Origin of the sequence: Streptomyces sp. TLI_185 (assembly GCF_003814765.1) — a bacterium.
Lineage (GTDB): Bacteria > Actinomycetota > Actinomycetes > Streptomycetales > Streptomycetaceae > Streptomyces.
In genome coordinates this window covers 3,775,701-3,791,172 of record NZ_RKRB01000001.1, presented here as the reverse complement: position 1 = coordinate 3,791,172, position 15,472 = coordinate 3,775,701, and the positions used below count along the sequence as shown (strand labels likewise).

The window sequence follows — 15,472 nt, the reverse complement described above, 5'->3', positions numbered from 1 at the left end:
TCCGGCGTTTGAGGACGAGGCCGTTCAGGCCGAAAGCGGGGGTCTGGGGGCGGCAGCCCCCCAGGGTCGGGACGGGAAGGGGCGGCGGGGGCGAGAAAGACGGGGCGTGGCGAGGAGGGACGGCGGCGGCCAGGGTTCCGCGGCGCGGACCGTCGCCTCCTCGGCGCAGCGCCGTTCACTCCACGCGTGTCGCCCCCCGTAGGTCCGCCGGCGCTGTCTCGGTCGTCGGGGCGTCGACGTGAGACGGCGGCAGGACCTGACGCACACTCACCAGCGCCGCCAGGGCGATCATGCCCGCGACCGCGGGTACTCCGGCCGCGCCGGCCGTGGACAGGGTCAGGCCGCCAAGGGCTCCGGCGACCGCGACCCCCAGGAACTGGGCGGAGAAGTGCAGGCCGAGAGCCTGGGAGCGTTGCTCGGGGGCCAGGCCCGCCAGGCGGGTCTGCTGGCTGATGCCGCCCGACCACCAGGCCAGGCCGAAGGCGAAGAGGAGCGGGAAGGCGATGACCCGGGCTGCGGTCGGGATGTGAGCGATCGTCAGCAGCGTCAGCACCGCCAGGAATCCGGCGATGAGCAGCAGCACCGTCCGCAGCACCTTCGCCAGCGCGTGCTTCTTCAGCACCGAGCCGATGAGGCGCCCGCCCGTGAAGCCGCCCGCCCCGAACACGACCATCAGCGCCGCAACTCCCGTACTGCCCAGGCCGGTTGCCCGGTGCGCGACGGGGGACAGGTACGTGTACATCGTGTAGGCGGCCAGGAAGAGGCCGAAGGTCGTGACCAGGCCCCAGCGGACCGGGCCCCGGCGCAGCAGGTTCAGGCGTCCGGCCGTCGCACCCGCCGTGCCGGGCACGTCCGGGAGCCAGGCCAGGACGGCCAGCGCGGTGACGAGCGCCAGGGCGGCCACGAAGGCGAAGGACGCCCTCCAGCCCAGCGCCGCGCCCACCACCGTGCCGATGGGGGCGCCGAGGGTGAGGGCGACCGCGTTGCCGCCGGCCGTGACGGCGATCGCGCGCGGGAGTTCCTCGGGTTTGCTCAGTGCCGCCGCGGCGGCCGCCGCCGGCGCCGCGAACAGGGCCGCGCCCAGCGCCGCAAGGACCCGCGCCACGGCCAGCGTCGCGATGTCGGGGGCGACGGCCGCGAGCACATTGGCCGCGGCGAAACCCACCGCGGCCCAGATCAGGAGCCGTTTGAGGGGGACGTGCTGGAACTGGCCGATCAGGGGCGGCCCGGCGATCGCATAGACCAGGGCGAAGACCGTGACCATCTGCCCGCACACGGACACCGTCGAGTGGAGGTCGTGGGCCACGTCGGGGAGCACTCCGGCGATCACATATCCCTCGGTGCCCACCGTGAAGGTGCCAAGGGCTAAGAGGTAGATCCTTGGATTCATGGTCCAACGGTACAAGAGTCATTGAACCTTTGGAAGGTGGGTTCTCTGGCAGTAGGGTCGACGTCATGCGGGACAGATTCCATGCCGAACTGGCCAACGTCAGCCTGGCCGAGGCGATGCACGGGCTGAGCGATCCGCTGCGCCTGCGCATCGTCGCGCTGCTCGCCGAGCGCGGTGAGACCGAGTGCTCGGTCATCTACAACGACCTGGGCATCAGCAAGTCGAACGCCTCCCACCACTTCCGGGTCCTCAGGGAGTGCGGGCTCATCTGGCGCAGCCACCAGGGGCAGCAGCAGAGCGCCCGGCTGCGGGCGGACGAGTTCGAGGAGCGCTTCCCGGGGCTGTTGCCGGCCGTCGTCAAGAACATGGAACTCGTGAAGCACGTGGGGGAGGGCGGGGACGGCGAACAGTGACGTTCGCCATCCCCGCCCGGGCACCGCTCAGCCGAAGAACACGTTGCCGAGGCTCAGCCCCGTGTACGTGTCCCGCATCGTGATCACGTCACCGTCGCGCAACTCGGCCCCGTCCTTGTGCGAGCTGATGCACGACCCCAGCAGCAGGTACACGACCGTGCCCGCCTCGAACAGGCCGCGCCGGCGCAACAGCAGCCGTTCCAGGACGCGGGGCGAGTAGAGCATCTCCCGCCTGCCGAGCGCCCCTCGGCGCTCCCACACCGCCGTGCCGTCGCGGCTGATCGACGCGGTGACCGCACTGGACGGCGGCAGCTCGTCGAGGACCACCTCGGCGGCCACGGCCGTCGGCTGGAGCTTCGACAGGTTCGCCAGATTGCGGCGCGCGTGCCGCAGGCCCGCGTCGGAGAAGTCGTTGGCCAGCGTGAAGCCGAGGTAGACCGGGTCGCCCTCCTTGTTCACGCAGTACACGGCGCAGTACTCGACCTCGATGCCGCCGCCGGTCAGCGGCACCGGGCTGGAGAGCGGGTCCCCGTCGGTGCGCAGCAGGTCGCCGGTTCCCTTGTAGTAGAAGTCCAGCTTGCCTTTCTCCACCGCTGTTTCGTTCACCACGGCGTGGGTGTAGCCGAAGCTGTAGACGGCGGCCCGGGAGCGTTCCTCGGGGAGGAAGGGGACCGTGCCGGGAGGTGACGGCCGCTCCTCGTGCCCGGCGAGGCCGTCCAGGTACTCCGGCCAGGACAGGCCGCTGTCGGCGTAACCGACCGCGAGTTCGTACGTGCCGGTGACTTTCCGGGTCGTGGTCATCCGCACTCACCTCACTTCTTCTTGAACGCCTTGTACTGCCGCCCGCCGAGCTGCAGTTCATGGGTCTCGACAAGGTTGTCGGGCCGCTCGCCGCCGGCCGGCAGGTTGCGGACGTCGGTGATCAGGACGCCGCCCTGGAGCAGGGTGCGCTCCAGCTCGGCGAGCGGTACGACCGGGGTGTCCGGGGCGTGTTCCGAGACCGTGAGGTCGTATCCGATCCGCTTGTTGTAGTGGAAGGTGCCGGCCGTCTCGAAGGGCAGCTCGGTGGTGGTGAGGTCCGAACGGACCCTGATCCGCAGGGCCTTGTGGTCGCCCGCCCACTGCAGGACATGGGGCGTGAGGTCCGGGGAGTGCGTGGCGATGTCGAGGCGGCCCTGGGCGAGCAGGGGCACGAGCCGCAGCGAGTCCGGCTTGAGGAGCAGGGCCCGCGAGCGCGGGTGGGTCACCTCCCGTACCAGGTCGGCGAGTTCGGACAGGTCCGTGCCGGCGTCGAGCAGGGCGCCGCGCTCCTCGCCGTGGACGCGCAGCCAGTCCTCGTCGACCCGGCCCCAGTCGGAGATCCGCAGGACCTCCTCCACCGTCAGGTCGTACCGGCCGAACAGGAAGGCCTTGAACGGCTGGTACTGCAGGATGCGCCCGTGGTCGCCGACGATGGAGTAGTCGCCCACCCAGCCGTTGATGAAGGACCGGGTGCCGACGACGCTCGCCAGGCCCAGGTAGTCGGCGTTCCAGCCCACCATGGCGTCGCGGCCCACCCAGGCGTAGTCGCGCAGCACGACACCAGGCTGGTGCGTCATGGAGACGGTGCGCGCGCCGATCGACGGGCGCCCGTACGCGCTGTGGTCCTGGCGCAGGAGCAGACTTCCGGGGGACAGCCAGGCGCCGTCTCCGATGGTGATGTCGCCGCCGGCGTTGATCCCGCTGCCCTTGCCGAACCGCACATACCTGCCGATGTTGATACGGGGTATCTGCCCCGCCCCCAGCGCGTACTGGTGGTCGGCGTGCGGGGCGCTGAAGTAGGCGCCGCCCTCGAAGTGGGTGGGGAGGATCCAGTGCTGTCCCGCGCCCTCCCGGACCAGCAGCGGGTCGCCCGAGGTGTCGACGGAGAAATGGTTTTCCGGAAGGCCGAGTTCCGCTGCGAGTTCCCGCAGGGAATTAGCCACCAGTCGGCCGAATTCTATCTGCTGCTGCTCGTTTCCGATGGTGGCCGACTGCTTGCGCAGTTCCTTGAGGACCCGGGCGTACCGAACAATGGGGTACGGCTCGGGGTCGGAGGCTTCCGCCAGCTTTTCGAGAAGGTTTACCGTGCTGACCCGCTCTATCGTCGTGTGTACGTCGAAGTATGCGGACTTGTTCACGTGGGTCCCCCTGAAAACGTCGTTGGACGGTTGGCAAAAGCCTAGGTGAGAGGCGTCTGACGGACCAACGAGAGTTGTTTATTGCTTCAATAATTGAAGCTTATCGGCAACTCCGTGTAACTGGAAAGGATTCGTTAACAAACGGTCAAGGGGGGAATCTGTGCAGCATGCCTGGGTAAGGCGCCTGGTTATGTTCCGTAATCTTGATGTAGGTCAACTGCGTACCCTCGTTACCATTCTGGAAACGGGAGGTTTCCGGCGTGCAGCCGAGCGGCTTTCCCTCACACAACCCGCCGTGAGCCAGCACATACGACGCCTCGAATCCCTTCTTGACGGCCCCGTCTTCACCAGCACCGGGCGCCGGCTCAGGCTCAGTCCGCAGGCCGAGGAGCTCGCCGGATACGCCCGCCGGATGGTCGCCCTCAACGACGAGGCGGTCGCCCGGGTCAGCGCCGTGGCGCGTCGCGAAGTGGTGCTGTCGGTCGGTATCTCCCAGCAGTTCGAGCCCGCCATGCCCGAGCTGCTGTCGGGTCTGACCCGATTACTGCCCGAGGCCCGGGTCGCCCTGCGCACGGGCCTGAGCGCACCGCTCACCGCCCGGGTCGCGGACGGCGAACTCGACCTCGCCCTGATCTCCGCGCCGCCCCGCGGAAGCCGGGACCGGTTCCTGGGCCGCATACAACTCGCCTGGTTCGGCCGCCACTTGGTGGACGCGGGCGCCCCGCTCCCGCTGGTCCTGTGCGCCGAGCCCTGCAACCTCCGGGTCCACGTCCTCAACTCCGTCACCCTCGGCCGGCTCCCCTGGCGGAGCGTCTACGAGGGCCCGGACCTGCCCGGCGTGCGGGCCGCGATCCGCGCCGGGCTCGGCAACACCTGTCTGCCGGCCAACGCGGACGAGCTGTGGGGGCTGCGCAAGGCCCCGACGGAGTGCTTCCCGCCGGTCGACCCGGTCCCCGTGTCGCTGGTGGTCGCACCCGGCACCAAGGAGGGCGTCATCGAGGCGGCGCACCTCGCGGCCCGCGACGCCCTGCGCTGCTTCCCCTACCTGGACGAGGGCACCCACGACGACCCGTACGACCTCGTACCCGAGCCGGCACAGCCGCTGGCCTCCTGACCGCACGCGAGCCTGACCGCACACGAGGAGGGGCCACCGACCCCCGGTGGCCCCTCCTCTCCCCTCCTGGTCCCGCCCCGGTCCGTCACTACCGGGGCAGCACCACGACATAAGCGGCGGGCTCCCGGTCGCCGGACGCCATCAGTGCCGTGCGGACGACCGCCGCCTGCTGTTCCATCGAGTCGCGGAGCTTCTTGGGCGTGATGTGGACGACCGTGATGCCCAGGCGCTCCAAGTGCTCCCGCTTGCGGGCGTATTCGGACCACAGCGCGTCCTCGTCCTGTCGTGGGGCCCTGGTGTCCAGCTCCACGGCCACTGCCTGCTCCGGCCAGTACGCGTCCAGGCCGCCGAGGTGGGGGCCGCCCGGCAGCCGGAGGTCCACGTTCCAGACCGGGTCGGGCAGGCCGTAGTCGTGGACCATCCGGTACAGCCGGTCCTCCGCGATGGCGCGGCCCTCGGCCAGCAGGGAGTCCACCGCGTCCACCACGTGCGGGCGGCTGAGCAGCTTCGCCTGGTTCAACGCCCGTACCACCGAAGCCGGTTCGCAGTGGCCGGCGCGTACCGCCTCCGTCAGCAGCCGGCGTACCGCGCCCGCGTCCGCCAGTTCCGAGACCGCGTCGGCCAGGGCGCGCGGCACCGGCGCGATCGGAACTCCCGTCACCTGCTGGGGAGTCGGCAGCGCGTGCGTGCGGACGACCCGTGCACAGCCCGCCGAGCGCAGCCGGCGCAGCCGCGGGACCAGTACGTCGATCTTCTCCAGCGACAGCAGCGGCGGGGCGGACGTGAAGCCGTGCAGCGTCAGGGCCGCCAGGCCCGTGATCATCGCCTCCGGGTAGACCGGTCGGTGGGGGTCCTCCGCGCCGGGCTGCGACGGCACTCCGGGCGCCGACTCGCGCGCCGCGTACATCAGCACCGCGTGCAGCCGCTCCTCGCTGGTCGGCGGGCCCGGGTGGAGGAGGAAGACGCCCGGGAGGAGCTGCTGCCAGGGGCCGCCGGTGCGGCACTGCTCGGTCATCTCCGCGGACGAGACGCCGTGCGCCCGGAGCTGAGCCGTCGTCAGAACGCGGCGGTGCACCTCGGCGAGGTGACGCAGGGGGCGGGGGGAGGCCGGGGGGAGCGGGGTGTTGTGGTTCATGACGGGGGGTTTCCCGCGCTCGAACCGCTCTCTAACCGCTGTTACACGCTCGTCGACAAAAACGGACAAGGTGGCACTAAAGGACGCTTGTTCGGATGCCGATAGGGCACGGAAAACCCCTGGTCCGTTCGGGTCGGACCAGGGGTTACGGGTGTTATTGACCGGATTCCGTAACGGTCACGGGCGGATCAACCGTTGGCCAAAGCCTGGGTCCGCAGCGCCCGCGCCAGGTCGTCGCGCGCCTCAAGGACCAGCCTGCGCAGCGCCGGCGCCGCCTCCTCGTGGGCCGCCAGCCACGCGTCCGTCGCGTCCAGCGTCGACTGCGCGTCCTGCTCCGTCGGACAGGACGGGAACAGCCCCCGGACCACGTCCATGCCGATCTGGATCGACCGCTCCCGCCACACCCGCTCGATCGCCGCGAAGTACTTCGAGGTGTACGGCGCGATCAGCTCCCGCTGCGAAGGCTGCGCGAAGCCCGCGATCGTCGCCTCCACCAGGGCGTTGGACAGCGCGTCCGACTCCACCACCTGCGCCCAGGCCTGCGCCTTCACCGCTTCGGAGGGGCGGGCGGCCAGACAGCGGACCTGGTGGCGCTTGCCGGACGCCGTGTCGTCGCGGGCCAGCTCGGCGGCCAGCACCGTCTCGTCCGCGGCCCCGTGCGCGGCCAGCGGCTCCAGGAACGCCCAGCGCAGCTCCTGGTCCACCTCAAGACCGTCGACCTTCTCCGTACCGTCCAACAGGCCGCGCAGCAGCGCCAGTTCGTCCGGGCCGGCCGCCACCGTCGCAAGGAAACGGGCCCAGGCCAGCTGCTGCTCGCTGCCCGGCTCGGCCGCCCGCAGATCCCGCAGGGCGACCTCGGCCAGCAGCCGCTCGCCGGTCGGCCGCCAGGCCGGTGCCGCATAGTTGACCAGCGCCGAGTTCGCCCAGGCGTGCAGCATCTGCAGGACGCCGATGTCGGACTCGCGGCGCGCGAACCGCGTCACCAGGTCCACGAAGTCGGCGGCGGGCAGCAGCGCGTCCCGGGTGAGGTTCCACAGCGCCGACCAGCACAGGGCGCGGGCCAGCGGGTCGGTGATCGCACCGAGGTGCTCGCGCAGCGTGGCCAGCGAGGTGTCGTCGAAGCGGGTCTTGCAGTACGTGAGGTCGTCGTCGTTGACGAGGACCAGCTCCGGCGCCTGAGCACCCGCCAGCTCCGCCACGACCGTACGCGGTCCGTCGACGTCCGTCTCGACCCGCGCGTACCGCTCCAGCGCACCCTCGGCCGTGCGCCGGTACAGGCCGACCGCCACCCGGTGCGGCCGCAGCTCGGGGTGCCCCGCCGACGGAGTCGGCTGATTGAGCACAGCGGCGGCTTCCTGGAGCACCACCAGCTCGTCCACCCGCCCCTCCGCGTCCAACAGCACCTGCGGAGTGAGGGAGTTGACGCCGGCCGTCTGCAGCCACTTCCGCGCCCAGGCGCCCATGTCCCGTCCGCTGGTCTCCTCCAGCACCGACAACAGATCGCCGAGGCGCGTGTTGCCGTACGCGTTCCGCTTGAAGTAGCGGCGCGCACCCTCCAGGAACGCGTCCTGCCCGACGTACGCCACCAGCTGCTTCAGCACCGATGCACCCTTGGCGTACGTGATGCCGTCGAAGTTGAGCTTCGCGTCCTGCAGGTCGCGGATGTCCGCGGTGATCGGGTGGGTGGAGGGCAGCTGGTCGGCTCGGTACGCCCAGGCCTTGCGGCGGTTGGCGAAGGTGATCCAGGCGTCGGTGAAGCGGGTCGCGCCGACGTTCGCGAACGTGCCCATGAAGTCCGCGAAGGACTCCTTCAGCCACAGGTCGTCCCACCACACCATGGTGACCAGGTCGCCGAACCACATGTGCGCCATCTCGTGCAGGATGACGTTGGCCCGTCCCTCGTACGAGGCCCGCGTGACCTTGCCGCGGAAGATGAACTCCTCGCGGAAGGTGACCAGCCCCGGGTTCTCCATCGCGCCGAGGTTGTACTCGGGGACGAACGCCTGGTCGTACTTCCCGAAGGGGTACGGGTAGTCGAAGTGGTCGTGGAAGAAGTCCAGGCCCTGCTTGGTGACGAGGAAGACGTCGTCCGAGTCGAAGTAGGGCGCCAGACCCTTGCGGCACAGGGCGCCGAGGGGGATCTCCAGCCGCGTACCGTCCTCGAAGGTCCGCTCGTAGGAGTCCGTGACGTAGTGGTACGGGCCCGCCACCACGCACGTGATGTAGGTGGAGATCGGCTTCGTCTCCGCGAACCTCCACACCCCGTCCGCCCGCTCGCCGACGCCGTTGCTCCAGACCGTCCACCCCTCCGGTGCCCGCACCTCGAAGCGGAACGGGGCCTTGAGGTCCGGCTGCTCGAAGTTGGCGAAGACGCGACGGGAGTCGGCCGGCTCGTACTGGGTGTACAGGTACACCTCGCCGTCCTCCGGGTCGACGAAGCGGTGCAGGCCCTCCCCGGTGCGGGAGTAGGCGCACTGGGCGTCGACGACCAGCTCGTTCTCGGCGGCGAGGTCCTCCAGGAGAATCCGGGAGCCGTCGAAGACCTGACCGGGGTCGAGATCCCTCCCGTTGAGTGAGACGGAGGTCACACTCGGCGCGATCAGGTCGGCGAAGGTGGCGGCGCCGGGTTCGCTGCTGCGGAAGCGGATCGTGGTGACGGACCGGAAGGTGCGCGGACCGTCGCCGTCCTCTTCCCCCACCGCCGTACGCAGGTCGAGGGACACGTCGTACCCGTCGACGGACAGCAGGGCGGCCCGCTCCCGGGCCTCGTCGCGGGTCAGATTCTCACCGGGCACGGGCGGTACTCCCTCTGGGCATATCGGACAGGGACGGTACGGCGGAACAGGACCGATCCTGCCATGTGCCCCTGACCCCGGGCACCCGGGAATGGGCTCGGTGACGGCTGGTGTTGCCTGGGGAAACGACCGTATTCCTGGGAGAACCATGTCCGAGACCGCGACCGCCTCTGCCAAGACCCCCGTCGACTTCTGGTTCGACCCGCTGTGCCCCTGGGCGTGGATGACGTCCCGCTGGGTGCTGGAAGTGGAGAAGGTCCGGGACATAGAGGTCCGCTGGCACATCATGAGCCTGGCGGTGCTCAACGAGAACCGGATCGACGAGCTGCCCGAGGAGTACCGGGAGATGCTCGCCACCAAGGCATGGAAGCCGGTGCGCGTGGTGACCGCGGCCTGGCAGAAGCACGGCGAGGACGTCGTCGGCCCGCTCTACACCGCCCTCGGCACCCGCATCCACAACCAGGGCGAGGGCCCGACCGTCGAGGCGATCGTGGGCGCCCTGGCCGACGTCGGCCTGCCCGCCGACCTCATCGACTACGCCGACCAGGAGGACTTCGAGTTCGACGCCGAGCTGCGCGCCTCCCACAAGGAGGGCATCGAGAAGGTCGGCCAGGAGGTCGGCACCCCCGTCATCGCCGTCCCCGGCGCGGACGGCGAGCAGATCGCCTTCTTCGGCCCGGTCGTCACCCCGGCCCCCAAGGGCGAGGACGCCGCCAAACTCTGGGACGGCACCCTCGCGGTGGCCTCGGTACCGGGCTTCTACGAGATCAAGCGGACCCGGACGGCGGGTCCGGACTTCAGCAACCTGTAGGGATCAGACGGGGTCGGCCTCCTCCTTGCGGAACTTCTCGGGGAGGAGGCCGCGCTCGCTCAGGTGTCCGGCGGGGAAGTACGTCAGACAGCCGACGGCAGTGCAGCGCCAGAGGTCGTCCACATAGTGGCGGTCCCCCTTTTTCTCCCGGACGGCCGCCCGTTCGGCGTCGTCCAGCTTCCGGAACTCCTGCATCGTCCCGCAGGTCGGGCACGCCCGGGTTCTCGTCATCAACGCCTCCTCGCGATCACCACCGCGTCGACTCCCAGGCGGTATTACAGCGCGTACTCGGCGAACGCGTCCCCGAAATCGTCGGGTCCGGACGCGTCGGGGTCGTTCATCCGCGCGCCCTTCCCCGCGCCTCCGCGAGCCGCGCCAGATGGTCCTCGTAGGCCTTCGCGTAGTACGCCGCCCGGCCCGCGTCCGGTTCCACGACCGCTGTCGGCTCGGTCCACGCCGCCGCGTCCAGCACGACCCCGTACCGCTCCGCCGCCGCCAGCACCGCACCCCGCGCGCCCACTTCACCCTCGACGACCCGCAACGGACGGCCCAGGACATCGGCGAGCAGCCGCATCCAGGCAGGGCTGCGCGTTCCCCCGCCGCAGACGGCCAGCGAGCCCGTCAGGCCTGCCGCCTCCAGGCAGTGGCGGGCGGCGTACCCGATGCCCTCGCAGGTCGCGCGGATCAGGTCACCTTTCGTCGACTCCAGGGAGACGCCGGTGAGTTCGGCACGCAGATGGGGTTCGACGAACGGGGCACGCTCCCCGGAGGGGGCGAAGTACGGCAGGACGCGGACGCCGTTCGCACCGGGCGTGGTCCCGGCGAGCAGGCCGTCGACCTCCTCGTGGTGCACGCCGGTCGTCGACAGCACCCAGTCCAGGGCGGCTGTGCCGACCATCGCGGGCATGGCGCGCAGCCAGTGACCGGGACGGTCGGTGGAGATGTACAGACCGGCCGGCTCGCCGGTCAGGTCGAGATCGGTCGTGGCGACCAGGCTGGCCAGACAGGTGCCGACGATGAGCAGACCGTCCCCCGGGGTCGTGACACCCGCACCGAGCGCACACGCCGGGAGGTCGTACGGGCCGTTCGCCAGCCGGGTGCCGGCCGGCAGGCCCTCGCCGCGCGCCTCGGCCGTCGCGATCGGGTCGCCGACGGGAGCGAGCAGACCGCGGCGACGGGTCAGCCCCAGCAGCTCCACCACCCGGTTGTCGTACGTCCGCGTCCGCGGGTCGAGGAACGGCATCGACGCGTCCGACACATCCGTCGTCACCGGCGCCCCCGTCAGCCGCCGGAAGACCATGTCCTTGCAGTACAGGGCAGTGGCCGCAGCGTCCAGGGACTTCGGCTCGTACCGGTCGAACCAGGCCAGCAGCGGCCCCGGACAGCCCGGGAACATGGCACTCCCCGTCCGCCGGAACACCGTCTCGAAGGTCCCGTCAGCCAGCCACTGATCGAGCAGCTCATGAGCCCGGCCATCCATCCAGGAGGCGGCGGGGCGGACGGGGCGGCCGTCCTTGTCCACCAGCCAGACGCCGTCGCCCTGGCCGGTCAGCCCGGAGAGCTCGACCGGCTCCGCCACCCGGGCGGTCAGCGTCTCAAGCACGCCGACGACAGCCGCGTACACCTCCTCCATGTCCTGCTCGACGACACCGCCGTGCAGGGCAAGCCCCACGGGCCGCGCCTCGACGGCGAGCTCACGCCCGTCACTGTCGAACGCGGCAGCTTTCACCATGGACGTACCTACGTCAATCCCGACGTACATAGCGCTCTCTCCTTTGCGGTCCGGTAGCCGCCCTGAAGGGGCGCGGGGCTGTGTCGATATGCGGCTCCGCCGCGGGGCGCGACAAGCCACGACGGCGCCGCAGACGAACCACGACCCATTGCGGCACTCACGTCAGCGCGTGCGCGAGGGGCTCCCCTCGCACCCACCGGGAAACTTCCCCCGCAGCGATCCGCGCAGCCTTCTCCGCCACAGCCCGCGATGCCCCGCCCAGATGAGGGGTCATCACCACCCGCTCGCCCAGCCCGAACAGCCGCGACCGCGCCGGCACCGGCTCCTGCTCGTACGTATCGAGCGCCGCCGCCGACACCCCCCCACTCTCCAGCGCGTCGCACAGCGCCTCCTCGTCCAGCAATGCCCCGCGGGCGGCGTTCACGACGACCGCACCCCGCGGCAGCAAAGCCAGTTCGCGTACACCGATCAGCCCCCGGGTCTCGTCGGTGAGCCGCGCGTGCAGCGTGATCACCCGGGACCGCCGCAGAAGTTCGTCGAGCGAAGACACCCGCAGCCCGTGGATCTCACCGCGCACATACGGGTCGTGGACCATCACCTGCGCCCCGAACGCACACAGCGCCCGAGCGACCCGGCTGCCGACGGCCCCGTAGCCGACGAGCCCGACCGGCAGGTCCTCCAGCTCCAGTCCGCTGTGTTCGTACGTGTAGTACGTCGCCCCCTGCCAACTGCCCTGTCCGGCCAGGAGGTTGTGGGCCTGCGGGATGCGCCGCAGGGCCGCCAGCATCAGGCCGACGGTGAACTCGGCGGTGGCGGCGGCGTTGCGGCCGGGAGCGAAGCAGACACGGACGTCGTGCCGTTTGGCCGCGTCCAGGTTGACGTTGACCGGGCCGCCCCGGCACACGACCACCAGCCGCAGGTCCGGGCAGGCGTCCAGGACGCGCTCCGTCACCGGTCCCATCTGGGTGACCAGCACCTGCGCCCCCGCGAGCGCGTCGATCAGCTCGTCCTCGGCGTCGCTGGCCTCCGTCACCTCGGCCACCGGGCCGAAGGGCTCCAGCGGCCAGCCGAGGGTCAACTCGCGTACATCGCAGGCCAGTTCCCGACGGACCGCCGCTGTGATGAGCGACGGCAGGATGAAGTGGTCGCCGGCGGCGACGACACGCACGGGTTCGCTCATCGCAGGGAGTCTCCTGTCTCGGCGTCGAGGACATGGGCGGCGTCCACGGCCGGGCGGCCCCGCGGCCGGTGGACCTTGCGCAGATCACGTGGCTCCAGCTCGGTCATCGCCGCCCCTCGTCGCGCAGACTTGGTAGTCGACCTTGTGCTCGTCCAGGTCCCGCAGTGCCTCCGCCGACGCCCCGTCGTCCACGAGGAGCAGGTCGAAGCGGGACAGCGGGACGACCCGGTGCAGGGCGGTCCGGGCGAGCTTGGTGTGGTCGATCAGCAGGACGTTGCGGGCGGCCGAGTCGAGCATCGCCCGCTTCACCGACACGATGTGCTGCTCCTGGTGGTAGGCGTACCCCCCGTGCACGGCGGACGTCGACGCGAAGCAGACGTCCACCCGCAGCGACTGCACCGCCTCCACGCAGGACACCCCGAGGAAGGACGAGTGCAGCGGGTCGTAGTCGCCGCCGAGGGCCATCAGATGGATGCCCCGCCGGCCCGCGAGCAGGTTGATCGCCTCCAGGAAGTTGGTGACGACCGTCAGCGGGGTGATCTCACCGAGGCGCAGCCTGCGGGCCATCTCCAGCGTGGAGGTGGAGTCGTCCAGCATGATCGCCATGCCGGGCTCTATCGACCTCAGCGCCTGCTCGGCGACCGCGGCCTTCTCCGCCCGCATGGTCTTCAGCCGGTACTGCACGTTCGACTCGAAGACCCCGGACGGCTGGGCGGTGACGCCACCCCTGAACTTCCTTACGATGCCCTGCCGTTCGAGCTCGTCGAGGTCCCGGTGGATGGTCATCAGGCTCACCCCGAACCGCTCGGCGAGCTCGGCCGCGGTCGCCGACCCGTCGGCCAGGACCTGCTCGGCCATGGCGGCCTGCCGGGCCGCCGGCCCCTGCTGGTGTGCGCTGCCACCGCTGGTGTTGCTGCTCATCGTGTCCCGATCCGTCGTCCTGGACCCTGGGGCCCGTCGGCCTCGAACAGCAGCAGGTTCTCAGGCCGGACCGTCAGCCGTACCGGATCGTCGGACCGCAGCCCGGTCGTGTCGGCGCGGGTGGCGGCCCCGGCGGTGAGGGCGAGGAAGCGTCGGCGGTCGTGTCCGTGCGGGTCCATCCGTGACCTCCGGGTGGGGGGTGGGCCCGGTGCGCTGTGTGGGTTGACACGTCGAGCCGACTCGCTAACAGAGCGTGTAGCGGCGGAAGAAGGCCGTCAATCCCTCGCGCAGGCGAAAATCTCAGGGCAGAGTGAGAAGTTCACATCCCGGGTCGCGATCCGTGGGAGGTCCGGATGGGATACGAGGGCGAGGCGTGGCTCGGGATCGACCTGGGCACGCAGAGCGTCCGGGTGCTGCTCGTCGCCGCCGACGGCACGGTCCTCGGCGCCGGTTCGGCCCCCTTGGCGGGGAGTCGTGACGGGGTGCGGCACGAGCAGGATCCGGGGGAGTGGTGGACGGCGGTGTGCACGGCGTGCCGCGTCGCCCTCAGGGAGGCGCCTTACCGGATCGGCGGACTCGCGGTGTGCGGGACGTCCGGGACCGTGCTGCTGACGGATGCGGCGGGGCGGCCGGTGAGCCCCGCGCTGATGTACGACGACGGGCGGGCCTGGGCCGAGGCGGAGCGGCTGCGGGGGGCGGGGCTCACCGTGCAGAACACGTGGGGCCTCCCGAAGGCGCTGTGGCTCCTGCGCAACCACGGCCGGGGGCAGATCACCCACCAGCCCGACCTGATCGCTGCCCACCTCGTCGGCCGACCCGTCCCCACCGATTCCAGCCATGCCCTCAAGACGGCCTACGACGTGGAGGGCGACGCCTGGCCGGACATCCCGGGTGCGCCCGAACTGCCCGAGGTCGTACGGCCCGGTACTCCGCTCGGCGAGGTCTGCCCGGCCGCCGCGGAGGCCACCGGCATCCCCGCAGGCACCCCGGTGATCGCCGGGATGACCGACGGCTGCGCGGCGCAGATCGCGTCCGGGGCGCTGCGCCCGGGTTCCTGGAACTCGGTGCTGGGCACGACGCTGGTGCTGAAGGGGGCTTCCCGGACGCCCGTCCACGATCCCACCGGCGTGGTCTACAACCACCGTGCCCCGGACGGGAGTTGGCTGCCCGGCGGGGCGTCCAGCGTGGGGGCGGGGGTGCTGACCGCCGCCTTCGCGGGCGCCGACCCGTCGGCGATGGACGCGCGAGCGGCAGCCCACGAGCCGTCGGGCGCGGTGGCGTACCCCCTGGTGTCGCCCGGCGAACGGTTCCCGTTCCTGGCGCCGCAGGCCTCCGCCCTGGTCCTGGGCGAACCCGAGGGGGAGGCCGACCTGTGGGCCGCGCTGCTGCAGGGCGTCGCCTTCGCCGAGCGCCTCTGCCTGGACTACCTGCACCACCTGGGCGCCCCGATGGACGGCCCGCTCACCTTCACCGGCGGCGGCGCTCGCAGCCCGTACTGGAACCGGCTCCGCGCCGACATCCTCGGCCGCCCCGCTCGCGTACCGGAGCAGACCGAACCGGCACTCGGCATGGCCGCCCTGGCCGCCCATGGAACGGGCTCGGTCCCCCTGACGGAGGTGGCAGACCGCATGGTCCGCATCCACACCGTCCTGCGCCCCCACCCCGACCGCACGGCCCTGTTCGCCGAGCCATACGCCCGCCTCGTCGACGAACTGACGACCCGAGGCTGGCTCCCGCCCCCCGTGGCGGCACACGCACACAAGCGCCTGGACCGGGATACTGCAGGCTCATGACCACGCGGCACGCCCCGGCCCCGCACGGA

At 71.0% G+C, this 15,472-nt stretch carries 14 protein-coding genes; 4 read left to right on the top strand and 10 right to left on the bottom strand.

All coding sequences use genetic code 11. The features are described 5' to 3' along the window. Positions 1 to 175 precede the first annotated feature (175 nt). Positions 176 to 1,390, bottom strand: coding sequence for an MFS transporter (locus EDD92_RS17305; protein WP_123965154.1), 1,215 nt, complete (start codon positions 1,388 to 1,390; stop codon positions 176 to 178). A 65-nt stretch (positions 1,391 to 1,455) separates the two neighbouring features. Here EDD92_RS17305 and EDD92_RS17300 point away from each other — a divergent pair, with 65 nt between their 5' ends. Continuing rightward, positions 1,456 to 1,803 (top strand): helix-turn-helix transcriptional regulator, encoded by a 348-nt coding sequence (locus EDD92_RS17300; protein WP_123965153.1) that lies wholly within the window; start codon positions 1,456 to 1,458, stop codon positions 1,801 to 1,803. A 27-nt stretch (positions 1,804 to 1,830) separates the two neighbouring features. On the opposite strand, the gene EDD92_RS17295 is transcribed toward EDD92_RS17300, so the two are convergent. Then, positions 1,831 to 2,604 (bottom strand): hypothetical protein, encoded by a 774-nt coding sequence (locus EDD92_RS17295; RefSeq protein ID WP_123965152.1) that lies wholly within the window; start codon positions 2,602 to 2,604, stop codon positions 1,831 to 1,833. 11 nt (positions 2,605 to 2,615) lie between these two features. Continuing rightward, a complete protein-coding gene (locus tag EDD92_RS17290; RefSeq protein WP_123965151.1) occupies positions 2,616 to 3,962 on the bottom strand; it encodes a hypothetical protein in 1,347 nt (448 codons plus the stop codon). A gap of 190 nt (positions 3,963 to 4,152) precedes the next feature. Here EDD92_RS17290 and EDD92_RS17285 point away from each other — a divergent pair, with 190 nt between their 5' ends. Further along, entirely contained in the window at positions 4,153 to 5,076 is a 924-nt protein-coding gene (locus tag EDD92_RS17285; RefSeq protein WP_123965150.1) for a LysR family transcriptional regulator, read from the top strand. An 88-nt stretch (positions 5,077 to 5,164) separates the two neighbouring features. Here the strand turns inward: EDD92_RS17285 and EDD92_RS17280 are convergent, their stop codons facing one another. Together EDD92_RS17280 and pepN are read right to left on the bottom strand one after the other, a co-directional pair. After that, positions 5,165 to 6,211, bottom strand: a complete 1,047-nt coding sequence (locus tag EDD92_RS17280) for a hypothetical protein (RefSeq protein ID WP_123965149.1) — start codon at positions 6,209 to 6,211, stop codon at positions 5,165 to 5,167. A gap of 188 nt (positions 6,212 to 6,399) precedes the next feature. Beyond that, positions 6,400 to 9,006, bottom strand: a complete 2,607-nt coding sequence (pepN, locus tag EDD92_RS17275; RefSeq protein ID WP_123965148.1) for an aminopeptidase N — start codon at positions 9,004 to 9,006, stop codon at positions 6,400 to 6,402. Positions 9,007 to 9,154: 148 nt separating this feature from the next. Between pepN and EDD92_RS17270 the strand changes: the two genes are divergently transcribed. After that, a complete protein-coding gene (locus EDD92_RS17270) occupies positions 9,155 to 9,817 on the top strand; it encodes a DsbA family protein (RefSeq protein ID WP_123965147.1) in 663 nt (220 codons plus the stop codon). Between the two features lie 3 nt (positions 9,818 to 9,820). On the opposite strand, the gene EDD92_RS17265 is transcribed toward EDD92_RS17270, so the two are convergent. The 5 genes from EDD92_RS17265 to EDD92_RS17245 all read right to left on the bottom strand — a co-directional run bounded on the left by EDD92_RS17265 (position 9,821) and on the right by EDD92_RS17245 (position 13,829). After that, positions 9,821 to 10,048, bottom strand: a complete 228-nt coding sequence (locus tag EDD92_RS17265) for a hypothetical protein (protein WP_051833426.1) — start codon at positions 10,046 to 10,048, stop codon at positions 9,821 to 9,823. 106 nt (positions 10,049 to 10,154) lie between these two features. Next, the gene (locus EDD92_RS17260; RefSeq protein ID WP_123965146.1) at positions 10,155 to 11,579 is read right to left on the bottom strand and encodes an FGGY-family carbohydrate kinase; all 1,425 of its coding nucleotides are present in this window, start codon (positions 11,577 to 11,579) and stop codon (positions 10,155 to 10,157) included. 127 nt (positions 11,580 to 11,706) lie between these two features. Beyond that, positions 11,707 to 12,729, bottom strand: a complete 1,023-nt coding sequence (locus tag EDD92_RS17255; RefSeq protein ID WP_123965145.1) for a 2-hydroxyacid dehydrogenase — start codon at positions 12,727 to 12,729, stop codon at positions 11,707 to 11,709. Positions 12,730 to 12,813: 84 nt separating this feature from the next. After that, positions 12,814 to 13,650: a DeoR/GlpR family DNA-binding transcription regulator gene (locus tag EDD92_RS17250; RefSeq protein WP_123965144.1), complete on the bottom strand. Its 837-nt coding sequence runs from the start codon at positions 13,648 to 13,650 to the stop codon at positions 12,814 to 12,816. Next, on the bottom strand, positions 13,647 to 13,829 hold the full coding sequence (locus EDD92_RS17245) for a hypothetical protein (protein ID WP_260326571.1): 183 nt from the start codon (positions 13,827 to 13,829) through the stop codon (positions 13,647 to 13,649). The genes EDD92_RS17250 and EDD92_RS17245 overlap by 4 nt, the downstream gene beginning before the upstream one ends. A 174-nt stretch (positions 13,830 to 14,003) precedes the next feature. On the opposite strand from EDD92_RS17245, the gene EDD92_RS17240 reads away from it, so the two are divergent. Continuing rightward, entirely contained in the window at positions 14,004 to 15,443 is a 1,440-nt protein-coding gene (locus EDD92_RS17240; protein ID WP_123965143.1) for an FGGY-family carbohydrate kinase, read from the top strand. The last annotated feature ends 29 nt before the right edge of the window (positions 15,444 to 15,472 follow it).

What these genes read in the sequence shown, in the direction of transcription:
- EDD92_RS17305 (WP_123965154.1), bottom strand. Translation starts at nt 1,390, where the DNA reads ATGAATCCAAGGATCTACCTCTTAGCCCTTGGCACCTTCACGGTGGGC.
- EDD92_RS17300 (WP_123965153.1), top strand. Translation starts at nt 1,456, where the DNA reads ATGCGGGACAGATTCCATGCCGAACTGGCCAACGTCAGCCTGGCCGAG.
- EDD92_RS17295 (WP_123965152.1), bottom strand. Translation starts at nt 2,604, where the DNA reads ATGACCACGACCCGGAAAGTCACCGGCACGTACGAACTCGCGGTCGGT.
- EDD92_RS17285 (WP_123965150.1), top strand. Translation starts at nt 4,153, where the DNA reads ATGTTCCGTAATCTTGATGTAGGTCAACTGCGTACCCTCGTTACCATT.
- EDD92_RS17280 (WP_123965149.1), bottom strand. Translation starts at nt 6,211, where the DNA reads ATGAACCACAACACCCCGCTCCCCCCGGCCTCCCCCCGCCCCCTGCGT.
- EDD92_RS17270 (WP_123965147.1), top strand. Translation starts at nt 9,155, where the DNA reads ATGTCCGAGACCGCGACCGCCTCTGCCAAGACCCCCGTCGACTTCTGG.
- EDD92_RS17265 (WP_051833426.1), bottom strand. Translation starts at nt 10,048, where the DNA reads ATGACGAGAACCCGGGCGTGCCCGACCTGCGGGACGATGCAGGAGTTC.
- EDD92_RS17260 (WP_123965146.1), bottom strand. Translation starts at nt 11,579, where the DNA reads ATGTACGTCGGGATTGACGTAGGTACGTCCATGGTGAAAGCTGCCGCG.
- EDD92_RS17255 (WP_123965145.1), bottom strand. Translation starts at nt 12,729, where the DNA reads ATGAGCGAACCCGTGCGTGTCGTCGCCGCCGGCGACCACTTCATCCTG.
- EDD92_RS17250 (WP_123965144.1), bottom strand. Translation starts at nt 13,650, where the DNA reads ATGAGCAGCAACACCAGCGGTGGCAGCGCACACCAGCAGGGGCCGGCG.
- EDD92_RS17245 (WP_260326571.1), bottom strand. Translation starts at nt 13,829, where the DNA reads ATGGACCCGCACGGACACGACCGCCGACGCTTCCTCGCCCTCACCGCC.
- EDD92_RS17240 (WP_123965143.1), top strand. Translation starts at nt 14,004, where the DNA reads ATGGGATACGAGGGCGAGGCGTGGCTCGGGATCGACCTGGGCACGCAG.